Origin of the sequence: Nocardia sp. FBN12 (assembly GCF_050320175.1) — a bacterium.
Taxonomy (GTDB): Bacteria; Actinomycetota; Actinomycetes; order Mycobacteriales; family Mycobacteriaceae; genus Nocardia.
In genome coordinates this window covers 2,209,069-2,226,879 of record NZ_CP190048.1, presented here as the reverse complement: position 1 = coordinate 2,226,879, position 17,811 = coordinate 2,209,069, and the positions used below count along the sequence as shown (strand labels likewise).

Below are 17,811 nucleotides of genomic sequence, written 5' to 3'. Positions count from 1 at the left end.
ACGACCCCATTGTCAATAAATGTGTGCGGGACTGGGTTTCAGTTCGAAGAACTGAATGCGGAGCCGAACCAATCGGCGGCCTTCGCGGCGGCGACATTGGTGTCGCGCTGGTCGGAATACAAACTCATGTGACTGACCGAGGGCAAGATCTCGAGACGTTTCGCCGGGCTGGCAATGTCGTTGAATGCCGCGATCTCGCGGTCCCACATCGTGATGTTGTCGCCCTCGGCGACGATCATCATCACCTTCTTGTCGAGAATGCGCGGCAGGAAGGGAAACACCGAGTAGTTCAGCAGCAACTCGGTGGACTCGAGCGTGCTCCAGTGCTCATGGCGCTCGGCTTCCCCGGACTCCCTCAGCTTGTTGAACACCTCCCCGATTCGCGGGAAGGGCCAGGTGGACAGTTCTTTCCACGGTTCCAGCGAACTCATGCGCAGGCTCGCACCTTCGCCGCCGCCGGCGCGAATCCTGCGGTCGGCCAGGATCGTGGCCTCCAGCTCCGCGAACGCGACTTCACCGTGCGCACGACGCATGTTGTCGTAGCCTTCAACCACCGGGACCACGCTCACTGCGGCCTTCACCCGGCTGTCGGTGGCGGCCAGCACCAGGGCGTGCCCGCCGCTGTAGGAGATGCCGAACACCCCGAGCCGTTGCGCATCGACATCGTCACGAGTTTCGACATAACTCAGTGCGTTCTTGTAATCGGCGATCTGTTCCCATGGATCGATGTGCTGGCGTCGCGCGCCTCTGCTCTCACCGAATCCTCGATAGTCGAATCCGAGGAATTGCACCTGCTGCTCGGCCACGATTCGCGCGACATGCGGAAGCACGATTTCCTTGACGTAGCACCAGCCACCGCCGGCGACCACCGTGGGCAACGGACCCTCCACACCATCGGGCCGGAACAAGGTGCCGACCAAGGTCTCGCCATCGCTGTGAAATGTGACGCGCTCTTCCATGAGCTGTTCCTCCGCTGCATCGAGAAAGAATTGAATTCGGCGAGTGCCGTGAACGAAGGCTATGTGCGCCGCGTCACCTCGCAGTGTCTCGATTTCGAGATCGCACCGACCGGCACCGGCGTCCTTCGGCAGCGCGGCTTTGTGTCGCAGATCTGAGACACTCCTCGCCGATGTTCGGGGTTACCATCAGGGCGAGTGTGTTGCCGGTCACACAAGGTGGTGATGCGAATTACCCGTGCTGAGCAGCGACGATGAGGAGAGCTATGAATGATCAATCGCTGATTGCCGCGGCGCGGGAAGCATTTCTGCACGAGGGAGTGGAATCTGCGGATGTCCGCCCGGCCACCCTGCGTGCGTGGAAGCGCGCCAAGCTCGGCGGCGTCCGCCCCGACACCGAACCGGCCGTGGTCTTCGCTTCCGCGATGAACCCCGACAGCGCACTGCTGCGCGCGGTCCGACCCGTGGTTCACGACATCATGGCCCAGTTGGGCACCGCCGAGTTCGCGATGATGGTGACCGACCGTGATGCCTACATCGCCGACCGGTGGGTCTCCAGCACCTCGATGGGCACCCTGCTCGATGGCATGGGGGTACTGAAGGGTGCACGGTTCGACGAAGCCAGCGTCGGATCGACCGGGCTCGGAACCGTGCTGGAAGAACGCGCGATCTCCATCGTCGACGGCGCCGAACACTTCAACCGATGCTTCGACCCCGTCGTCGCTGTCGGAGTGCCGGTGATCCGGCCCGGCAGCGGAAGCATCGAAGGCGTTCTCGACCTCGTCTGTCCCACCGGCGCCCCCCACGAGGTCCTCGCCGCACTGGTCGAGCGCGCCGCCCGCGATGCCGGGGATCGCCTGCTCAGCGGATACGCCGCCGACGACCGCGCCCTACTCGACGCCTTCCTGCACGCCGATCGCCGAGGATCACGTCGGCCCGTGATCGCCCTCAACGATCGCATCATCATGGCGAACACCCTCGCGTCGGCGCTGGTCGGTTCCCGCTACTCCCACGACCAGCTGTGGGACTCGGTCCAGCGAACCATCGCCCTGGGCGGGCAACCACTGCGATTGACCGCAGGCGACGGCTCTCCCATCGATGTCGGGCTGCGGCTGGTCCACAATTCCGGCGATGTCGCGGGCGCCTTGCTGCAGCTGTCGACCGCACCGACCGAACCCACCCGGTCGTCTTCCACCTCGGACTCCGTCTCCGCCCTCGTCGACGCGATACTCGACGAACTTCCCGGCCGCAGCTGGCTGTGGCGATCAGCCGTGCACGCGGCAGCGCGAGCAGCCACCACCGAGGGCCGCCTGCTCCTCTACGGCGCGCCAGGTGTCGGCAAGACCGCCCTGGCCGGCGCGGTGAGCGGCAACCGCATCACGGTCGCGAGAAAAGCGAGCGAAGGCAAGCTACTCGGCGACCTCACCCACCGCAGCTCCGATGAACTGGCCACGCTCGGTGCCGAACTGGACGCCCACGATCGCGGCTTCGCCGTGGCAACCCTGACCGCCGAGCGCGCCGAGGACATCGACCCTCGCCTGCTGACGATGTTCGAATACGTCGTCGAGGTCCCCGACCTGTCCCGCCGCCCCGAAGACGTCACCGATCTCGCCGAAATGCTCATCCGCCGACTCAGCGAAGGCACCGTCGGACTTGCCGCGTCAACCATTCGTGAACTCTGCCAACGCGATTGGCGCGGCAATATCGCCCAGCTCAACCGCACCCTGCGCGCCGCACTCGACCACACCACTGGCCCTCGCCTACAACCCGCCGACCTACCCACCACCACCGCGCAGACCTCCTCCCACAAACGCCTGAGCCATCTGGAACAAGCCGAACGCGAAGCGATCGCCGCCGCACTTCGACGAGCCAACGGAAACAGACTCAAAACCGCCGAAGCGCTCGGAATCTCACGCGCCACTCTCTACCGGAAACTAGCAGCGCTGGGATTGGGCTGAATACACGAAGCTCTGACCCCAGGTGACCGAGAGGTACCGTCAAATCAAGGTCATTACTCGACACCCTGGTCGCGAAACTGTTGACGGCGACAGTGCTCGAAGTCCTCGCGGCGCGCAAACCTGACTCCATCGGCTTCACGGAACCGCAGCTCCGTTATGCCGACTTGTGACTAGGGGAGGTCAGCGCGGGGATCCATGGGGACCGGCATGGTCTCACGCCCGGCCTGCCCCGGCCATCCGAGGTCAGGCTCAATCAGGCGGCGCGGCTGGCCGCCGTGGCCTTTCGGAGCGCAGCGCGTCTACGGGTTTCGGCTTTCGCGCGCTCGCCCCGGCGTAGCTCGGTGTCTTCGATCCTGATCCATCCTTGGGTTTCCAGCCAACGTTGTTGTGCGCGAGCATCCCCGGCGTTGAAGAAGAGTGGAAGGCCTTTGGCGTCGGTGGCCAACTCTGCGAGTTCGGACCAGGTCGGGCTGCAATTGTGCAGGCGCCGATGGATTCCGATGTGGTTGGCGACGAGATAGCCGACAATCGGTGCTGGAGCAGCAGAAACATGGTCCCCATGGAATCGGATGTGAAACTGCCGCCCGGTACATAGCGAGTGTGGGTTCCGGTTGTAGGCAATCCATCCTGCTCGCTCGAGGGTTCTAAACATCGGACCGCGCGCGATGCTGTACTCAGGGACGCAGCCTTCGGACAACACCCACCAGGAGGTCAACGCCTCGGATCGCCATGCCTCCTGCCACGTCGGGCCAACGCCGAAGCGCGCCCAGTGCATAGCGATGGCCTCCGAGACGAGCTCTCCGAACCTGTCTCGCTCGGCTCGAATGACCGACGTCAGTCGCTTCGTTTCTGCCGATGTTTCTGCTTTGCCGACCGAGGCGTTAAGCATGGGTGGCCCGGTGACTGCTTTCATTACCGCGTCAGGTGTGGGTACTTGCCCGGCTTCGAGTATCCACAACACCAGCTCGGCCTTGTCGCCGGTGCACGTGGCGAGATCCAAACGTTCTCGCTTGCTGAAACCGTATCGTTCTGGGTCTACTGCACGCGACAACCTGTGTGCGGCTTCGACGTCCCCGGCTAGTTCGGTCGCGGCCAGCCACGACTCAGCTCGGGGGTCGACACCTACTTGGCGTCCTTTCACGATCACTGTGGACATCGCTCACTCCGATCTCATGTGATGTGGTCAGTCGCTCTAGGCGAAGCCGACCTTGCCGGGCTCGCCGAGCTTGGAATACGCGGACCACTGACTAGTCCGATCGAGAAGGTCGCCCACGGACGATCGACTCGGCATTATACGGCGTTTACAGATCAACTGGAAGCACATAAGACGTTTACGCTCTTGATCATTTCGCGTTTGACAGATGAGCGGGCGAAGTATGGCCAACCCCGGAAAGCCATCGATCAATCCGACCGCTTTGGCGACGACCCCAGTGCAGCTCCTTGATGGCACCGTCTGACCAGTTCAGAACGGTTAGCAGCAGCAATTGGCCGTCTCGGGCTATGGAGAGGAACCCGCAAGCTGGAAGCGCTACGGGCTGCCGTCGCGGCTGGCGAGGTTAGTGGGCCGTCCACCGAGCTCGATTTCGACCGCCGCATCGAAGAGGTGAAAGGCTTGAATGTCGCCACTCAAGACCTTCCTGCGCCTTAGTTGCTGACATGGCAGCGGTCGGTCGTTGACGCTTCTCGATTCTGTCTCGTCGAAAACGGTTGTTCAGCAGCCGATCTTGCGGATGGTCAGCCTGCCTGGAGGGGCGGTCCGGCCAAGCCCAATGCGTACATCACGTCGGGGTGAATCTGCAGGTTGGCGACCACCTCGTAGGAAGTCGTGAATTCGTCGGCACTGTCACGGTGGCGGGCGAACTCGTCACCGACGGAACTTCGGCGTCCGATGGCGATGCACTGGTTCAGTAGCGCGGTCTGGCGCTGAAAATGGCTCCCGGCCGATTCCGCCGGCCACATATCGGGCTCGCCGGGGAACGGCGCGAGTATCTTCTGCCGCACCAGGCGCAACAAGTCTTCCGCGAGCATTGGAGTCAACGCGACCCGACGTGCGTCCTCCTCGATCAAGCGATCATCGACCGTGCCGGACACCGTGCCCGGCACGACTGTCAACGTGAGGTATAGCTCGGTGCCCGATAGTTGCAACGCAGTGCCTGCCAACTGGTCGCGGACGACATCGATGGCTGCATCGAGGCGGGCGTGTGTCCATGCGAGCCGTCCCAGCACTGTCTGTGTCGTCGCCCCGCCTCTGGAGGCAAGCACCCCTAGTAGCAGGGTTGCGTCAGCGGCATCTTCGCCCTCCGGCGCCGCGTGGGCGATCTCCGAGGCCTCGTGTGCGGCGTTGTCTGGTTCGATCACCAATTCGGCCCACGTCAGTCCGAGCAGGGTGCGAAGGCGTGAGAGCACCGTGAGGGTGACGGTGCGTTGGTCGGGATCGCGCTCGCTGTAGGGGTGCACGCCAGTCGCCTGGCATAGCGTCTGCTCGGTCAGGCCGAGTTCGGCGGCGCGTCGGCGGATTCGCGAATAATTCAACCGGGACGGCCCAGGGGGGATCATCGGACGTATCCGCGGTCGTTGTGCAGCGGTGTCGCGACGTGCCAGGCGCGCACTGTGCGCCACCAGCGACAGCTGGCCGGTGTCCTGTGTGCGGGAGCGAGCCCGGCGGCCTCAACCTGCTGGGCGATCTTTGGCCCGGTTAACTGCGCGGAGGCTTTGAATAGCGGCTTGTCCGGCGCCAATCCTTGCAGGATCGCGTAGGTCCGGGCAGCGGCCAAGAACGGCCGCGATGCCTCGGGCATCGCTAGCACACACCAATCCGGCCTTTCCCAACGTTGTGCGGTGTTCCAGCGCAGTGTGCCCCCCTCGTCGGACACGGCCGCGACAGGGATCCGCATCAGGTCCTCGGTATCGAACCCGGTGTAGACCGCGACCGCGACCGCGCCCGCGTAAGCAGGATTGACGACTTCGCTGCGCAGATGAGCAGCGACTTGGGGGGTGATCGGTATCCCGGTCAGACCGGGGCCGGTCAGATCTACCAGGTCCGATGGCATCTGCAGCAAAACGCCGTGTAGCAACGCGCCAGCTTGCGCGCCCCGCAACAACGTGATCGCGTGTTGGGCAGAATGCGCGCGAGCTACGAGACCGGTGACAAATCGGTGGACTTCCTCGGCGTCGTCGAATTCCTGGGGAAAGGTGGTCAGACCATGCCCATACCCCACACAGAGCAGTCCAGCCGCCAGCCGACGCAACTCCGCCTCGCCGTACCTCTGGGCCAATGCCTGCGCTCCCACGATCAGTTCGCTACCGAGCCTTCCCCGCGGCAACAACTCGCCGATATGGCCCCCCACGCCCGCCGTCGCGGGGTCGGGCAGGGTCGCCGACCATCGGCACGCCGCGTCCATGCCCTGCCGATAAACCGCGTCCACCCGGGAGAACTCTTCGAGCGACAAACGTCGGAAGGCATCGGCACGAAAGCGTGCCACGTCGGTGTCGGGCACCATCGGCAACGGCCGGGGCGTGCGCGAGGCCAACGGGGCGGATCGCCGTGCGTGCCTGTCGCGCAGTACGCGATCGGCACGATGGACCACCCTCGGCATGACACCGTCGGGAAAGCGGGCCAGAGCCTCTTCTTCTCCAACGCCATGGCACACCAACACCACTTGGGTGCCGGTGTCGCGCCACAAGCCGATCAACGCCGTCCATCCGGCCTCAGACAGCCGGTGCGCACGCAACACGATCACCCGTCGCACGTCATCAGCGCGAATCCAGGACCGCACCGCGATCCACGCGGATCGTTCGCTGCCAATGTGTTGGCCTTCCAACCTGCGTGCCGAACGGCCTAGGGCGACGAGGATGTCGTGGGCCAGCATCGCCGACCCGCGGGTTCCTGGCGTCGGGTGGACGGTGATGATGCCAGCGCTCAAGTTACTGCCCGCCAGCAAGGTCGCGGTGATGTTTTTGTCGTCGGCGGGATCGAGCAGCAAAATCATGCGCTGTCGGTGGCGACGACGCGGCGGCAGCCAGCACCATCTCAGTTCTGGGGCGAGCTCGTCGTCACTGACAGGGAACATCGCCGACCCGGGCGTGCTCATCCAGTTCGTCCGCTGAGTTTGGAGAACACGTAACCAAGGACGTCATGATCGACGGTGTCGCGTCCGGCTTTGTTCAGCGTTCGGGCGGCGTGGGAGGTGATTTTGGCCCAGGAGCGAAAGTTGCCGTGGCCGGCATGGGTATCGGCGTAGGCGATGATCTCGGGGTCGGCCTGGGCCCAGATCGGGTGGTAGGCCGGGATCACGGTCAGTACTTGTTCGGCGGTCATCCGCCGAAACTCCTGCCACACGTATACTCGCGAGCTGAGCATCGGCTCGCGCCGCAGCACTTCGTAGCAGTCCCCTCCGCCGACAAAGACGATCGCGATTTGGGTGCGTTGGTCGTCCCACAGATGTCGCCAGTACTCGAAACACTCTCGCGACAACCATTGAGCCTCATCGCAGACAAGGATCCGGAATCGTTCCGCGAGAACATCTTTCAATATCAGGTCGAACTCGATCGGTTTGGCTGGCGGCCGCCCGCTCACAGCCAACGCCGTAAACAGAGTGTGCCGGATGTCGCGTGGCGTGGGGCGAGCCCGGAACTGGACGCGACATACCAGCCCCGGTGCGAGCCGACACAAGGCCGCGTTTACCGACAAAGTCTTGCCCAGGCCAGCGTCACCATGCACACACATCATCGCCTGTGCCTCGATCACATCGGCGAGGTTGTCGTGCGCCATCATCAGCGCCTCGGTCGCCACCACGTTCGCTCCCGCCAAGCCTAGATAGTGCTCGGGGACAGGATCGCCATAGTTGTTCTCAGGCGTGGGTGTGGCCGTCATGGCTTGTCCTTCTTCAATTCCCGCTTGGGTGAAGGTTCTATCGGCCGTACCCACTCCGGTGGTGGATGTGACAGTGGGATGACGAGTGGCCGTGCCAGTTTCGCGAGTTCTGAGTCGCTCCGGGCACCCAGCTCCTGCTTCGCTCGCTCGACGGTCATCATGTCCAGCGGTTGCGCAGGCTCGGCTCGGGTGACCGCGGCGTATCGGATCCGCCGTGAGCGTTCGGCCGCTGCAAGGTCGGCTCGCAACTGGCGGGCGCGGCCGGCGCGGGCACGTTGGACGTCGCGGATCATCTGTGGGGGTGCCTGGTCAGCCAAGATCGCGGGCCCCAGGTGGCGGCCGGTCTGGGCGTCGAACACCTCGATCTCGTGGTGATGGTTGGGCATGTATCGCACCCGCACCTTCGCACCGACAAGGCCGACCATCCAGTCCGCGATGTAGTGGCGGCCCTTGCCGCGCGCGACGCCTTTGGTGGAGATCACGCGCGGTTTGCGATCATCTTCGAGGGTGAACATCCACAACCGGTCGCGGTCGAGCTCTTGCAACGGTGTCGGATCGGCCAGCCAGCTGTCCAACGGCGAGACCCCGTTCAAACGGTCGATGTCGTGGTCGGTGCTGTTGTTCCAGGTCCTCACCCAGTCCAGCAGATCGGCGACGAACGCTTCGAATGGCAGCGCGGGCGCATCGGGATCCGCCACCGCACCGTTGACCCCGGTTTGAGAATGGGTGTAGCGAGGCATGCCCTTGAAGAGCATGCGCTTGACCGCGCCGTTGACCGTTTCGACCGCACCTTTCAGATACGGGGTATACCCCGGCAGCACCACCACGCGAGTCCCGAACACACCCAACGCGTCCTGCACCGTCGATGACAAGAAATCCTTGCCCTGATCCATGCGCACCACCGTGGGCAACCCGCCTGCCGGGCCGTAGGGCTCCTCGGTCAGGATCGACGCGCGCAGCGACGCCAGGATCGCTTCCCGATTGGGGAACCGTGGTGTGACCGCGACCCCCATGATCAGGCAATATTGCCGATCAACGAACCAGGTCACCCAGGGTTTCGCTAGCCGATCACCCACATCGACTTCCACCGAGGCCTCGACATGATCTGCCTCCCACTCGGCATTGCGGTAGGTCGAGGGCCGTTTCAAGAAGACATCGAACTTACGGCGCTCCAGTTCCCCAGCACGCAATCCCGCGCGGTCACCGCGTGAGACATCCTTGCGCAGCGCGCGCTGCACGGTCACCAGGCTCGGAGCTGGGGCGCCGCCTTGCTCGGCTTGTTCGACGAGTTCGCGGTGCAACGCCGCGGCGTTGCCGCGCCAGTAGGCGAATCGGATCCGCAGCCGGTGGTCGATCCGGAACCGTTCACGCTTGCGCCACATCGGTTCCGCTGCCCGCCGTGCGGCAACCCACCTCCACGCTGTCCGTTCCGACACACCGACGGTTTGGGCGGCCAACCTGACATGGTGGCTGGTCAGATCCCCGTGCTGATCCAGCACGGCCAGCCGGTCTGCCGCCGCCTGGCGCAATGCAAGAACCGCCGGGTCGACCATGACACACCGCCTCCCGCAGAGTTGTTGTGCACTGCGACCAGCCGAGCCTGGAATCCGAAGCTTCGTCCTTGAGAAACTCGATCTGAAATATTCGACCACGTATCTGTCGACAAGGTCAACGAAAAGTGCTGACGTTGCGGCAACGCAGTTCACTGACATTGCGGTGGTGCATGGTCGTCAGTCGGGCGTGCGGACGTGTCGTGGCTTCGAAGCGTCGATCGTTCGTATGGCACTGAGCAGTGACCCAGGCCTACTGCGGCCGGACCGTGGTCCCCTTTCTGGTGTAGGAGTGCTGCGGTGTTGCGTCCGATATGACTCCTTCCGTCGCGATCACAACGCCGACGCCGGGCATCTGTACATCGCGGCGACCCCGACCCGCCCGACGCTGCGCCTCCGGGTCGGCGCGATCTGCCGACCACCACCTGCCGAAACGACCAGTGACGGTCTACAGGGAATCTGTCGGGCTGGGCGCTGACCTCGGCGGGAATCCGCTCCAGTTTCAGGCCGTCAGCCAGAGCATGAGGTACCAGGTCTCTAGCCTGACCGCAGCGACCGCGGTGTCGACGACGAGCGACTAGCCTCGGCGCACCATCGGTTTCGACCGGGCGGCGGGCGCGCTACACGATCGGGTCCATCAGATAGATGTGTTCTCGCGTCGTGGACGGCGATTGCGGCACGCGGGGCGGCTCAGCACCGGATTGGCGCGGTTCGACGGCAGTGCACACCATTGGTGCCCGCAAGGATCGCAGCGCCACCACCATGGCTGGTTGCTTCGCGCAACGATATCGGTGACCAGCGCATCATCGTTCCAGCTAGCCGATTTGCTACTTCAGATCACACGTCGCGCAGAGAAGCGATCGAATGCCGGCCCGTAGCTCACACCGCATTTAGCTGGCCGGACTCGCAAGCCGAGCATTGGCCTCATACAGAAAGTAGAACTGCGCGTTCTTGGCAGTTTCCAGATCTTTCCATTGCGCCTGCATTGCTCGCAAGGTGGCCATCGGTATACCCAGCGCGGCAGCGACTCCGCCTCCAAGTAGCAAAGTTGTCGCCGCGGGGGTGCCACCGGCTGCGCCGGCAGCGACAACCATGCTCCCAAGCCCTGTCAGTCCAGCCAATCCCGCAGCATCAGAGATTCCCCGCCGCAGTAGGTCGCGGTAGCTGGAGTTCTCGGCGAACAGCTCATCGATTTCATCCAATGCAGGAGCAATTTTCGCGGTCCATTCATCCGCTATGATGTGCGGGAATTGAGGGTCTTCAGGATTGAGGTCTATATCCTTGGAGATCTGCTGTACGCCTTCACGGAACTTGCCGAGCGGCTTCCGTAGATCGGTCCGGATATCCAGGATCTCATCAATTGTGGCGTGTTCGAAGTATGGGAGATGGTCGAAGAATCCGTTGGCTAGAGCAGCGTTCCGGCCACGTCGACGAGCAACCTGCACCGGCGCGAGAATTCCTGCGTCGACGCCTTTCCTGACGAGGTCACCTGTCACTTGATCGAAAAGCGGGTAGCTATCTCCAGTAAGAAGTGTATTCGAAACACGATTGAAGTATTCAAAGGTTCCGATTGTAGACTCGCGGTCATCGCCGAATGTCGTGAGGTCGACATTATCCATCGGCTCGATAGTCAGAATTCCTTCGTTGATTGCCAGTTCCAGTTCATCGTAGCCACAGTTCGCCAGGGTATTCACCGCGTTGGCGATCAGCAATTCCTTCGTCGGGCGCAGCACCTCGAAGAACTGCTGGATTTCTTTCTTCTGGGCGCGGCGGTCAGCACGCGACGTGCGGTCGTACTGATCGACCATCTGATTGAGTCTCTCCGCCTCATCGGGCGCGTAGACCGGGGCCCCCTTCGCCGCGAGCCGCAGGTACTCGATGTCTCGCGCCTGGCGGTATCCAGCCATCAGCTGCAAATAGGACATCTGTGGGCTGATCAACGTCACCGAGTCCGCGTACAGCAAGGCCGATCGACACAGCTGTAACTCACCCTGGATGCTCAACGGACCCGAAGGCGCAACTGCCACAGTCATCTGCATCCGCGTGACAGTCCGGTTCTTCGGGATCTCGCCGCGCCCACACTTCTTGCCCAACTCAAGCCCTTCGAGAGGAGGAGATCGTGCACCGGGGTGGCCGATCACCCAGGTAGATCTTAGCTACACCGACTCCATGCGATGGCAGCCCCAGGGTGGGGGCTCTGAATGCAGTACTACACATCGACTTCTGTTGCGTGAGCATACAATTCGCGATCAACGCATCTCCTGTGCGAGCTGGCTCTGTTGGCCGGACGGGGTAGCGAAGAGGTGGCTCCTCGATTCGCTATCCGTCGGCCTTCTCACCAGGGTCCTGAGCAGGCTCAGCTGTCGGGCAGAACATCTGCTGGCTGTTCCTGCCCTCCGCGGCGTTGCGGAGTGCGCGTCCGCCTTCTGGCTGTCATCGACACTGGCTTGGGTTTTCGCGTTGTCGAACGCACAACGGTCTCCGGCGCTGGAACGGCCAGCGAGCCGAGGTGGACACGACCAGGTGTACAGCCGCATGCCGCGAAAATGCGTGGTGACAATGATCTGACGGAAGTAGCTTTGGAGGAAGTCAGAGCAGCTTCGGCAAGGCGGCAGATAGCTGATTGCAGCCGCAGAAGACCTGAGAGGTAGCAATGCCATATAGTTCCGCACGCGATCTGCCTTCCGCGGTCGAGATGTACCAGCAGCTGGAGACCTATCAGCCGCTGGCACGCCTCCTTCCCGAAGATCAGCGCCCCGACTTCGACCAGCTACACCAGAAGCTTCGGCACATCACCGACACTGTCGACGCTTTCGGTGAGCTGCTCGGCCCACGAAACTGGGTCTTCCACGATCAGCTGAGCCTTGACCGCATGGCAACGTTGATCCAAGAAAGCGGTGGTAACCATGAGGCGGCCGAAAGTGCGCTGGTTGCCTACTACCAGGAAGAAGGCACTCTTCGGTTCATGACGCTTCGAGCCGGAAAGCACAAGGCGATACGTCCACGACAGCATCTCATCAACTTCGCACTCACCGACTACGAAGCCGGACGGTACTACGCAGTAGTTCACGTCCTCATGAGTGTCATGGACGGTTTCGTCAACGATGTCGACACGAAGCTACGCAAGGGGTTGCACGCACGGGAGGAGAGCGAGGTCGATGCATGGGACAGCGTCGTCGGTCACCACATGGGGCTGACCTCTGCGCATGCAACCTTCCGAAAGGGCGTCTACGCCACCGATCAGACTGAGACGGTAGACCTGTACCGCAACGGCATCGTTCACGGCACGCTGCCCAACTACAACAACATCATGGTCGCAACCAAGGCGTGGAATCGCCTGTTCGCTGTGGTCGACTGGGCCCTGGCCGAGGAGAAGCGGCAGGCGCCCGTCCAGCCTGACCCTACTCCGGAAGAGTCGTTAGAGAAGCTACTTTCGACAATCGAGCAGTCCAGCGACACAAAGCGGCGGATGGCCGCATTCCAACCCGAAACACTCCGATCCGGCGATCAGGGGATGGAGCTACATCCGGGATACCTTGCGTGCCAGGAGTTTCTGACGTTATGGACCCGCACAAACTATGGTCACATGCCCAAATCGCTTGCCCGTCATTCGAAACGCACACCGATCGTTCCGCCCGCGAAAATGCGAAAGCGCTATGACAAGTACCGACTGACCGCATTCGAGATCCTTGCTGTGGATCAGCCAGCCCTGGCCATGTGCAACATCACGGTCAAGCTCACTATCAACGACCGCGACTATGAGCCGACGCTCCGTTGGATATGGGAAGATCCTGACGGTGGCATCCACCCCGACACAGGTCAGTGGCGGCTGTACACGTCGTGGCCGAGCGAAATGATGACCTAGCAAGCCTGACACGGCCGACGAGCGAAAACCGAGATCAACTTCGCCCAAGCCGTTCGGGCTCGGCGGGCGGCTGCCGCTCCTCCTCCGCGAGAGACGACTTCATGGGACGCTTGAGGTTTCCGCAGCAAGGTCTCCCGACTCGGTCGCCCTGGTCTCCTGCCGCATTAGCATGAGCCACAGGCGGTGGCGAACGAGGCGCATGAAGGGTGGATTGGATTGATGTCGAGAAGTCGCGGAGACAGCAGAAAGAAGACGAAGGAGCTGGCTCTTTTCCTTACGGTCTTTGACACGAACCGGTTCGACTACACAGAAAGTGAACGACCCGACTTCTTGCTCAAGCGCACAGGGTCCGAGGAGTGGTCCTACGGTGTGGAGATCACCGAACTGTTCGCCAGCGAATCCGATGCCCGACTGATGAATGTTCCGGGCTACTTCGATGACATCCTCGCTGGCAAGATCAGTCGGAAGGGGTCACCGTATCGGCACGCCGATGATGTGCAGGAACTGCCAGTGCAGTCAGTTACGGTGCTCGACAAGGATGGCAACGTCAAGCACGAAGGCCTTCGGGTAATCTTCCGTGAGCAAAACCCAGAGGATCTGCACGGACGCAAGCTCGCGGCGCGGATCATCGATAAGAACACCCTCGCACCTGACTACCTCAAACAGGTGGCCCGCGTCGATCTACTCGTTTATGACTGGATCGAACACGGACCTCTTGTCGGTGAGTCGCATGACGTTGGTGAACTGCTCGTGGAGGAGTTGCGAGACGCTCTCAACGAGTCACCATTCGGCGAGGTCTATCTCGTCGCTACAACCAAAAACGACAATCAGGTCTACCGACCCCTCCGGCTGCTGAGTCTGCTCGAGGCCGCGTTCGTCTTCACCCGTTCGTTTGACGATACTGCGGAGATCGTCCAGTCTCTGGACCACGTCGAAATGACCCGACTGTTCGCTCACGCGGCCCGCGCACGGGGACTCCGGATTGGATTCGCCTGCGGCGACGACTCGTTCGTAACTTACGGTGGTGCGGGAGTTCGGTTCACAGAGACAGGGATCGAGCTCATCGAGTTCGAAGCCGAGCTCCCGGAGACGGCCGATGAACTGCCCACCGCACCGCTCGATCGCACCAGACTGGCGTCCATCATCGACAGCTACATGAGGACCTCACGTCGAGCACGGTTTCAGTCAGGCCTGGTGGCAAGTGCATGCGTACCGATTGGTGTGACGATGGGGTGGAAATCGGCAGCTCAAAACGATGAGCGTCAGTAGGTCGGCCCGGTTCGAGGAGGATTCGCGTCGACTGAGAAGGTCGACGGACTCAACGCGACCTCGGACACCAGGTAAGGCTCGAAGGTTCGCATCAGTTGGCTATCCAGCCGACGAGCGCGAACTGAGATCAACCTCGTCCAAGCCGTTCGACCTCCGCCCCGAGCTCCCCCCTTGGTCGACGTCGAGCGTGCTTGCTGATGACCTAGGCTTCGCCAGCGGGACCGATGCACGCGGCTGCGACTCCGCCCTGCGCTGGCTGACAGTGCCGGTACTGGGCAAGCCACCCCGTGCCGCAGAACGATACGGGCCGTTGCCCAGGGTTACGGGCAGAATCGCCTTTAGCTACTGACAGCACTTGACGTGTGCAACGACCCGGCAGCGCCGCGAGCAGGCAATATGTCAGCCAATGACAGCATAAGCGTCATCAGAATGTCAGTAGCTTGCCGGTCGCTGACAGCGGGTCCCGGGGGTACGTCGGATCGCAAGCGACAGTCGTGCGCCCCACCAAGGGCAGGCTGCTACCCGTCGCTCGACGAAGGCCGCCGACCACTGGTGAAGTCCGCACCAGGCGGTGAACTACATTGCAGAACAGCATGTTCCGACATTCGGCTCTATAACCCAAGACGGAGCTACTGACATCCTCATGACGCATCGCACTGACACTTTCATGACGTGTCTCACCTGGTTCGGCCTGCGGTGATGGCTGGTTGCTGGTTGGCTTGGCTCCCAACGCTATTGGTTGGTGTGGGAGGTCGGTTTCGTGGCGACGCGGGTGTTCGCGGATGGGGAATGGCCCGCTGCGGGAGTTCCCGGAGATCGGGCGTGAAGAGCTGTTCCGGTTCTTCACGCTCTCGCCTGCGGATCTGGCGTTCGTCGATCCCGGGCGCGGCCGCGGCCCGGCTGATCGGCTCGGGATCGCGATCGCGATCGCGTTGTGCACGTTGCCGTGGCTGGGATTCGTGCCCGATCGGGTGGTGACCGCCCCACCGATCGCGGTAGCGCGCCTGGCTGAGCAGTTGCGGGTCGACGGTACCGAGATCCGTTCCTACGGACGCCGCGCGCAGACCCGCACCGACCACCTTCGGCTGGTCGCCCAGTACCTCGGGTGGCGGGCGGCGGGTGCGCTCGAACTCAAGGAGCTCGACGAGTTCCTGCTCGCGCGGGCGATGGAACACGATTCTCCGACTCTGCTGTTCCGGTTGGGGTGTGAGTAGTACCTGATCTCGGCGCGGGTGATCCGGCCAGGCCCGGTGAGCATGGTCGAACGCATCGCCCACGCCCGCGAGCAGGCCCAGCGCGAGAAGCTGGCGTTCCTGCGCGGCCTGGGCGCGGATCGCCTGGATATGTCGGTGCTGCGGCGGTATCCGATCCTGCTCACGGTGCTGGCCCAGTCCGGTACCGACGTTCTCGGCGAAGTTCGGTGCCGCCGAGCGCCGGATGCAGCAGGAACTAGCCGAGTGTGGCAAGTCCGGGGAGGACCGCCAAGGGTTGCTCGACGACCTCCTGGCGATCGTCACCGATCCGGCGGTGGCCGATGATGAGATCGGTGCGCTGATCCGGGGGGAGAAGATCGGGTGGGAGCGCCTGCGCGCTGCGCTCGCGCAGGCCAAGCCCCGGTTGCCGCGTGATCACCGGCATCTGGCCGCGCTGGATTCCTCCTACAACTACCTGCGCCAGTTCACTCCCGCGGTGCTGTCGACGGGTGGGGTTCGCCGGCGGCACCGCCGCGTCCGAGCTGCTGATCGCGGTCGCGATGCTGCGCGAGCTCAACGCCACCGGCCGGCGGAAGGTGTTCGACGAGGCCCCGACCGGTTTCGTGCCCACGAAGTGGCGCGGGTACCTCGATGCGGCGCGAAAGTCCGGTAGCGCCACCGCCTACCGGCATTACTGGGAGCTGTGCGTGCTGCTCGGGTTGCGCGACGGGCTGCGCAGCGGGGACGTGTTCGTGCCCGGCTCACGCCGCTACGCCGACCCGGCCGCCTACCTACTCACTTTCGAGCAGTGGGCTCCGCAAAGTAGCGAGTTCTGCCGCCTGGTGGGGCGCTCGGCCGATCCCGGCGTCGCCCTGGCCGCCGTGGTCGACGAACTGCACACCGCCCTCGGTGAACTGGAGGCGGTGCTCGCCGAAGGGGAGGGCCCGGTGCTGGTCGACGAGGACGGGGACCTGGTGATCTCGCCGTTGACCGCGGAGGACGTTCCGGCCGAGGCGATCTCGCTCAAGGCCGAGCTGACCGAGATGTTGCCGTTCGCGCCGATCGTGTCGTTGCTGATCGAGCTGGACAAGCGCACGCGCTACCTGGATTGCTTCACCCACGCCGGCGGCCAAGCGAGCCGCACGCGAGAGTTGAAACGCAACCTGATCGCGGTGCTGCTGGCGCACTCGACCAACCTCGGGTTGACCCGGATGGCCGAAGCATGCGGCATCTCCTACGACATCTTGTCCTGGACCGACGAATGGTATGTGCGCGAGGAAACCCTGCGCGCGGCCAACCTGGTGCTCATCGACTACCACCAGCGTCTGCCGCTGACCACGGTGTTCGGCTCCGGCACAGTGTCCTCGAGCGACGGGCAGCGATTCCCCACGCGCGGGAAGTCGACGACCGCGCGGCCGATGAGCCGCTACTTCGCCCATGAGGGTCTGTCGACCTATACCCATGTCACCGACCAGCACGCCACCTACGGCACCAAGGTGATCGTGGCGACCAAACGCGAAGCCCACTACGTCCTGGACGAGATCCTGGGCAATGCCACCGATCTGCCGATCACCGAGCACGCCACCGACACCCACGGGGTCACCCTGGTCAACTTCGGGCACGCCACCGCGTCGCTGCTGGTCGGCAAGCTCTCGGCGTCGGGGCGCCAGAACACCCTGGCCGCGGCGTTGAAGGAGTACGGGGCGCTGCGGCGCACGATCTACGCCGCGAAGTACATTTCCGATCCGGACTACCGGCGCAAGATCTCCCGCCAGCTCAACAAGGGCGAATCCCTGCACGCGCTGCGCCGGGACCTGCTGTATGCCCACGAGGGCATGATCCGGGCCCGCTACCTCGCCGACCAGACCGAGCAAGCGTGGTGTTTGACCCTCGCGACGAACGCCGTGATCGCCTGGACCACCGAGTATTACGGGCTCGCCGTGGAACAGATGCGCCGGGCAGGGCAGCGTATCGACGACGAGGTCTTGGCCCACATCAGCCCGGCGCACAGCGCCAACATCAACTTCTTCGGCGCGATCGAAGTCGACATCAACGCCGAACTCGCCCAGCTGGGCCCGACCGGATATCGGCCTTTGCGGGTGCGCGACACACTGTTCTGACCGGGTTGTCTCCCGACGGGTGGTGAT

The 17,811-nt window shown here is 63.2% G+C and carries 12 protein-coding genes and 1 pseudogene; 5 read left to right on the top strand and 8 right to left on the bottom strand.

The window, feature by feature from the left end; all coding sequences use genetic code 11:
- Nucleotides 1-38 precede the first annotated feature (38 nt).
- Nucleotides 39-959: an alpha/beta hydrolase gene (locus tag ACQHI0_RS10850; protein ID WP_427907808.1), complete on the bottom strand. Its 921-nt coding sequence runs from the start codon at nucleotides 957-959 to the stop codon at nucleotides 39-41.
- 263 nt (nucleotides 960-1,222) lie between these two features.
- Here ACQHI0_RS10850 and ACQHI0_RS10845 point away from each other — a divergent pair, with 263 nt between their 5' ends.
- Nucleotides 1,223-2,914, top strand: a complete 1,692-nt coding sequence (locus ACQHI0_RS10845) for a sigma-54-dependent Fis family transcriptional regulator (RefSeq protein WP_378629293.1) — start codon at nucleotides 1,223-1,225, stop codon at nucleotides 2,912-2,914.
- A gap of 253 nt (nucleotides 2,915-3,167) precedes the next feature.
- Here the strand turns inward: ACQHI0_RS10845 and ACQHI0_RS10840 are convergent, their stop codons facing one another.
- Nucleotides 3,168-4,070, bottom strand: coding sequence for a hypothetical protein (locus ACQHI0_RS10840; protein ID WP_378629295.1), 903 nt, complete (start codon nucleotides 4,068-4,070; stop codon nucleotides 3,168-3,170).
- A 297-nt stretch (nucleotides 4,071-4,367) separates the two neighbouring features.
- Between ACQHI0_RS10840 and ACQHI0_RS10835 the strand changes: the two genes are divergently transcribed.
- Complete coding sequence (locus tag ACQHI0_RS10835) at nucleotides 4,368-4,562, top strand: type II toxin-antitoxin system ParD family antitoxin (protein WP_427909131.1); 195 nt, start codon at nucleotides 4,368-4,370, stop codon at nucleotides 4,560-4,562.
- An 86-nt stretch (nucleotides 4,563-4,648) separates the two neighbouring features.
- Here ACQHI0_RS10835 and ACQHI0_RS10830 read toward each other — a convergent pair whose 3' ends face one another.
- The 6 genes from ACQHI0_RS10830 to ACQHI0_RS10805 all read right to left on the bottom strand — a co-directional run bounded on the left by ACQHI0_RS10830 (nucleotide 4,649) and on the right by ACQHI0_RS10805 (nucleotide 11,478).
- Complete coding sequence (locus ACQHI0_RS10830; protein ID WP_378629297.1) at nucleotides 4,649-5,470, bottom strand: DNA-binding protein; 822 nt, start codon at nucleotides 5,468-5,470, stop codon at nucleotides 4,649-4,651.
- Nucleotides 5,467-6,903: a hypothetical protein gene (locus ACQHI0_RS10825; protein WP_427907807.1), complete on the bottom strand. Its 1,437-nt coding sequence runs from the start codon at nucleotides 6,901-6,903 to the stop codon at nucleotides 5,467-5,469. The genes ACQHI0_RS10830 and ACQHI0_RS10825 overlap by 4 nt, the downstream gene beginning before the upstream one ends.
- A gap of 98 nt (nucleotides 6,904-7,001) precedes the next feature.
- The gene (locus ACQHI0_RS10820) at nucleotides 7,002-7,787 is read right to left on the bottom strand and encodes an AAA family ATPase (protein WP_427907806.1); all 786 of its coding nucleotides are present in this window, start codon (nucleotides 7,785-7,787) and stop codon (nucleotides 7,002-7,004) included.
- The gene (locus tag ACQHI0_RS10815; RefSeq protein ID WP_378630019.1) at nucleotides 7,784-9,340 is read right to left on the bottom strand and encodes a Mu transposase C-terminal domain-containing protein; all 1,557 of its coding nucleotides are present in this window, start codon (nucleotides 9,338-9,340) and stop codon (nucleotides 7,784-7,786) included. Before ACQHI0_RS10815 ends, ACQHI0_RS10820 begins: the two co-directional genes overlap by 4 nt.
- Nucleotides 9,341-9,974: 634 nt before the next feature.
- A complete protein-coding gene (locus tag ACQHI0_RS10810) occupies nucleotides 9,975-10,136 on the bottom strand; it encodes a zinc-ribbon domain-containing protein (RefSeq protein WP_427909130.1) in 162 nt (53 codons plus the stop codon).
- Between the two features lie 91 nt (nucleotides 10,137-10,227).
- A complete protein-coding gene (locus tag ACQHI0_RS10805) occupies nucleotides 10,228-11,478 on the bottom strand; it encodes a hypothetical protein (RefSeq protein ID WP_427907805.1) in 1,251 nt (416 codons plus the stop codon).
- Between the two features lie 554 nt (nucleotides 11,479-12,032).
- Between ACQHI0_RS10805 and ACQHI0_RS10800 the strand changes: the two genes are divergently transcribed.
- From ACQHI0_RS10800 to ACQHI0_RS10790, 3 genes and pseudogenes are all read left to right on the top strand, one after another.
- The gene (locus ACQHI0_RS10800) at nucleotides 12,033-13,202 is read left to right on the top strand and encodes a hypothetical protein (protein WP_427907804.1); all 1,170 of its coding nucleotides are present in this window, start codon (nucleotides 12,033-12,035) and stop codon (nucleotides 13,200-13,202) included.
- A gap of 183 nt (nucleotides 13,203-13,385) precedes the next feature.
- Complete coding sequence (locus ACQHI0_RS10795) at nucleotides 13,386-14,471, top strand: hypothetical protein (RefSeq protein ID WP_427907803.1); 1,086 nt, start codon at nucleotides 13,386-13,388, stop codon at nucleotides 14,469-14,471.
- A 760-nt stretch (nucleotides 14,472-15,231) separates the two neighbouring features.
- A pseudogene (locus ACQHI0_RS10790) lies at nucleotides 15,232-17,784 on the top strand (Tn3 family transposase).
- Nucleotides 17,785-17,811: the final 27 nt, after the last annotated feature.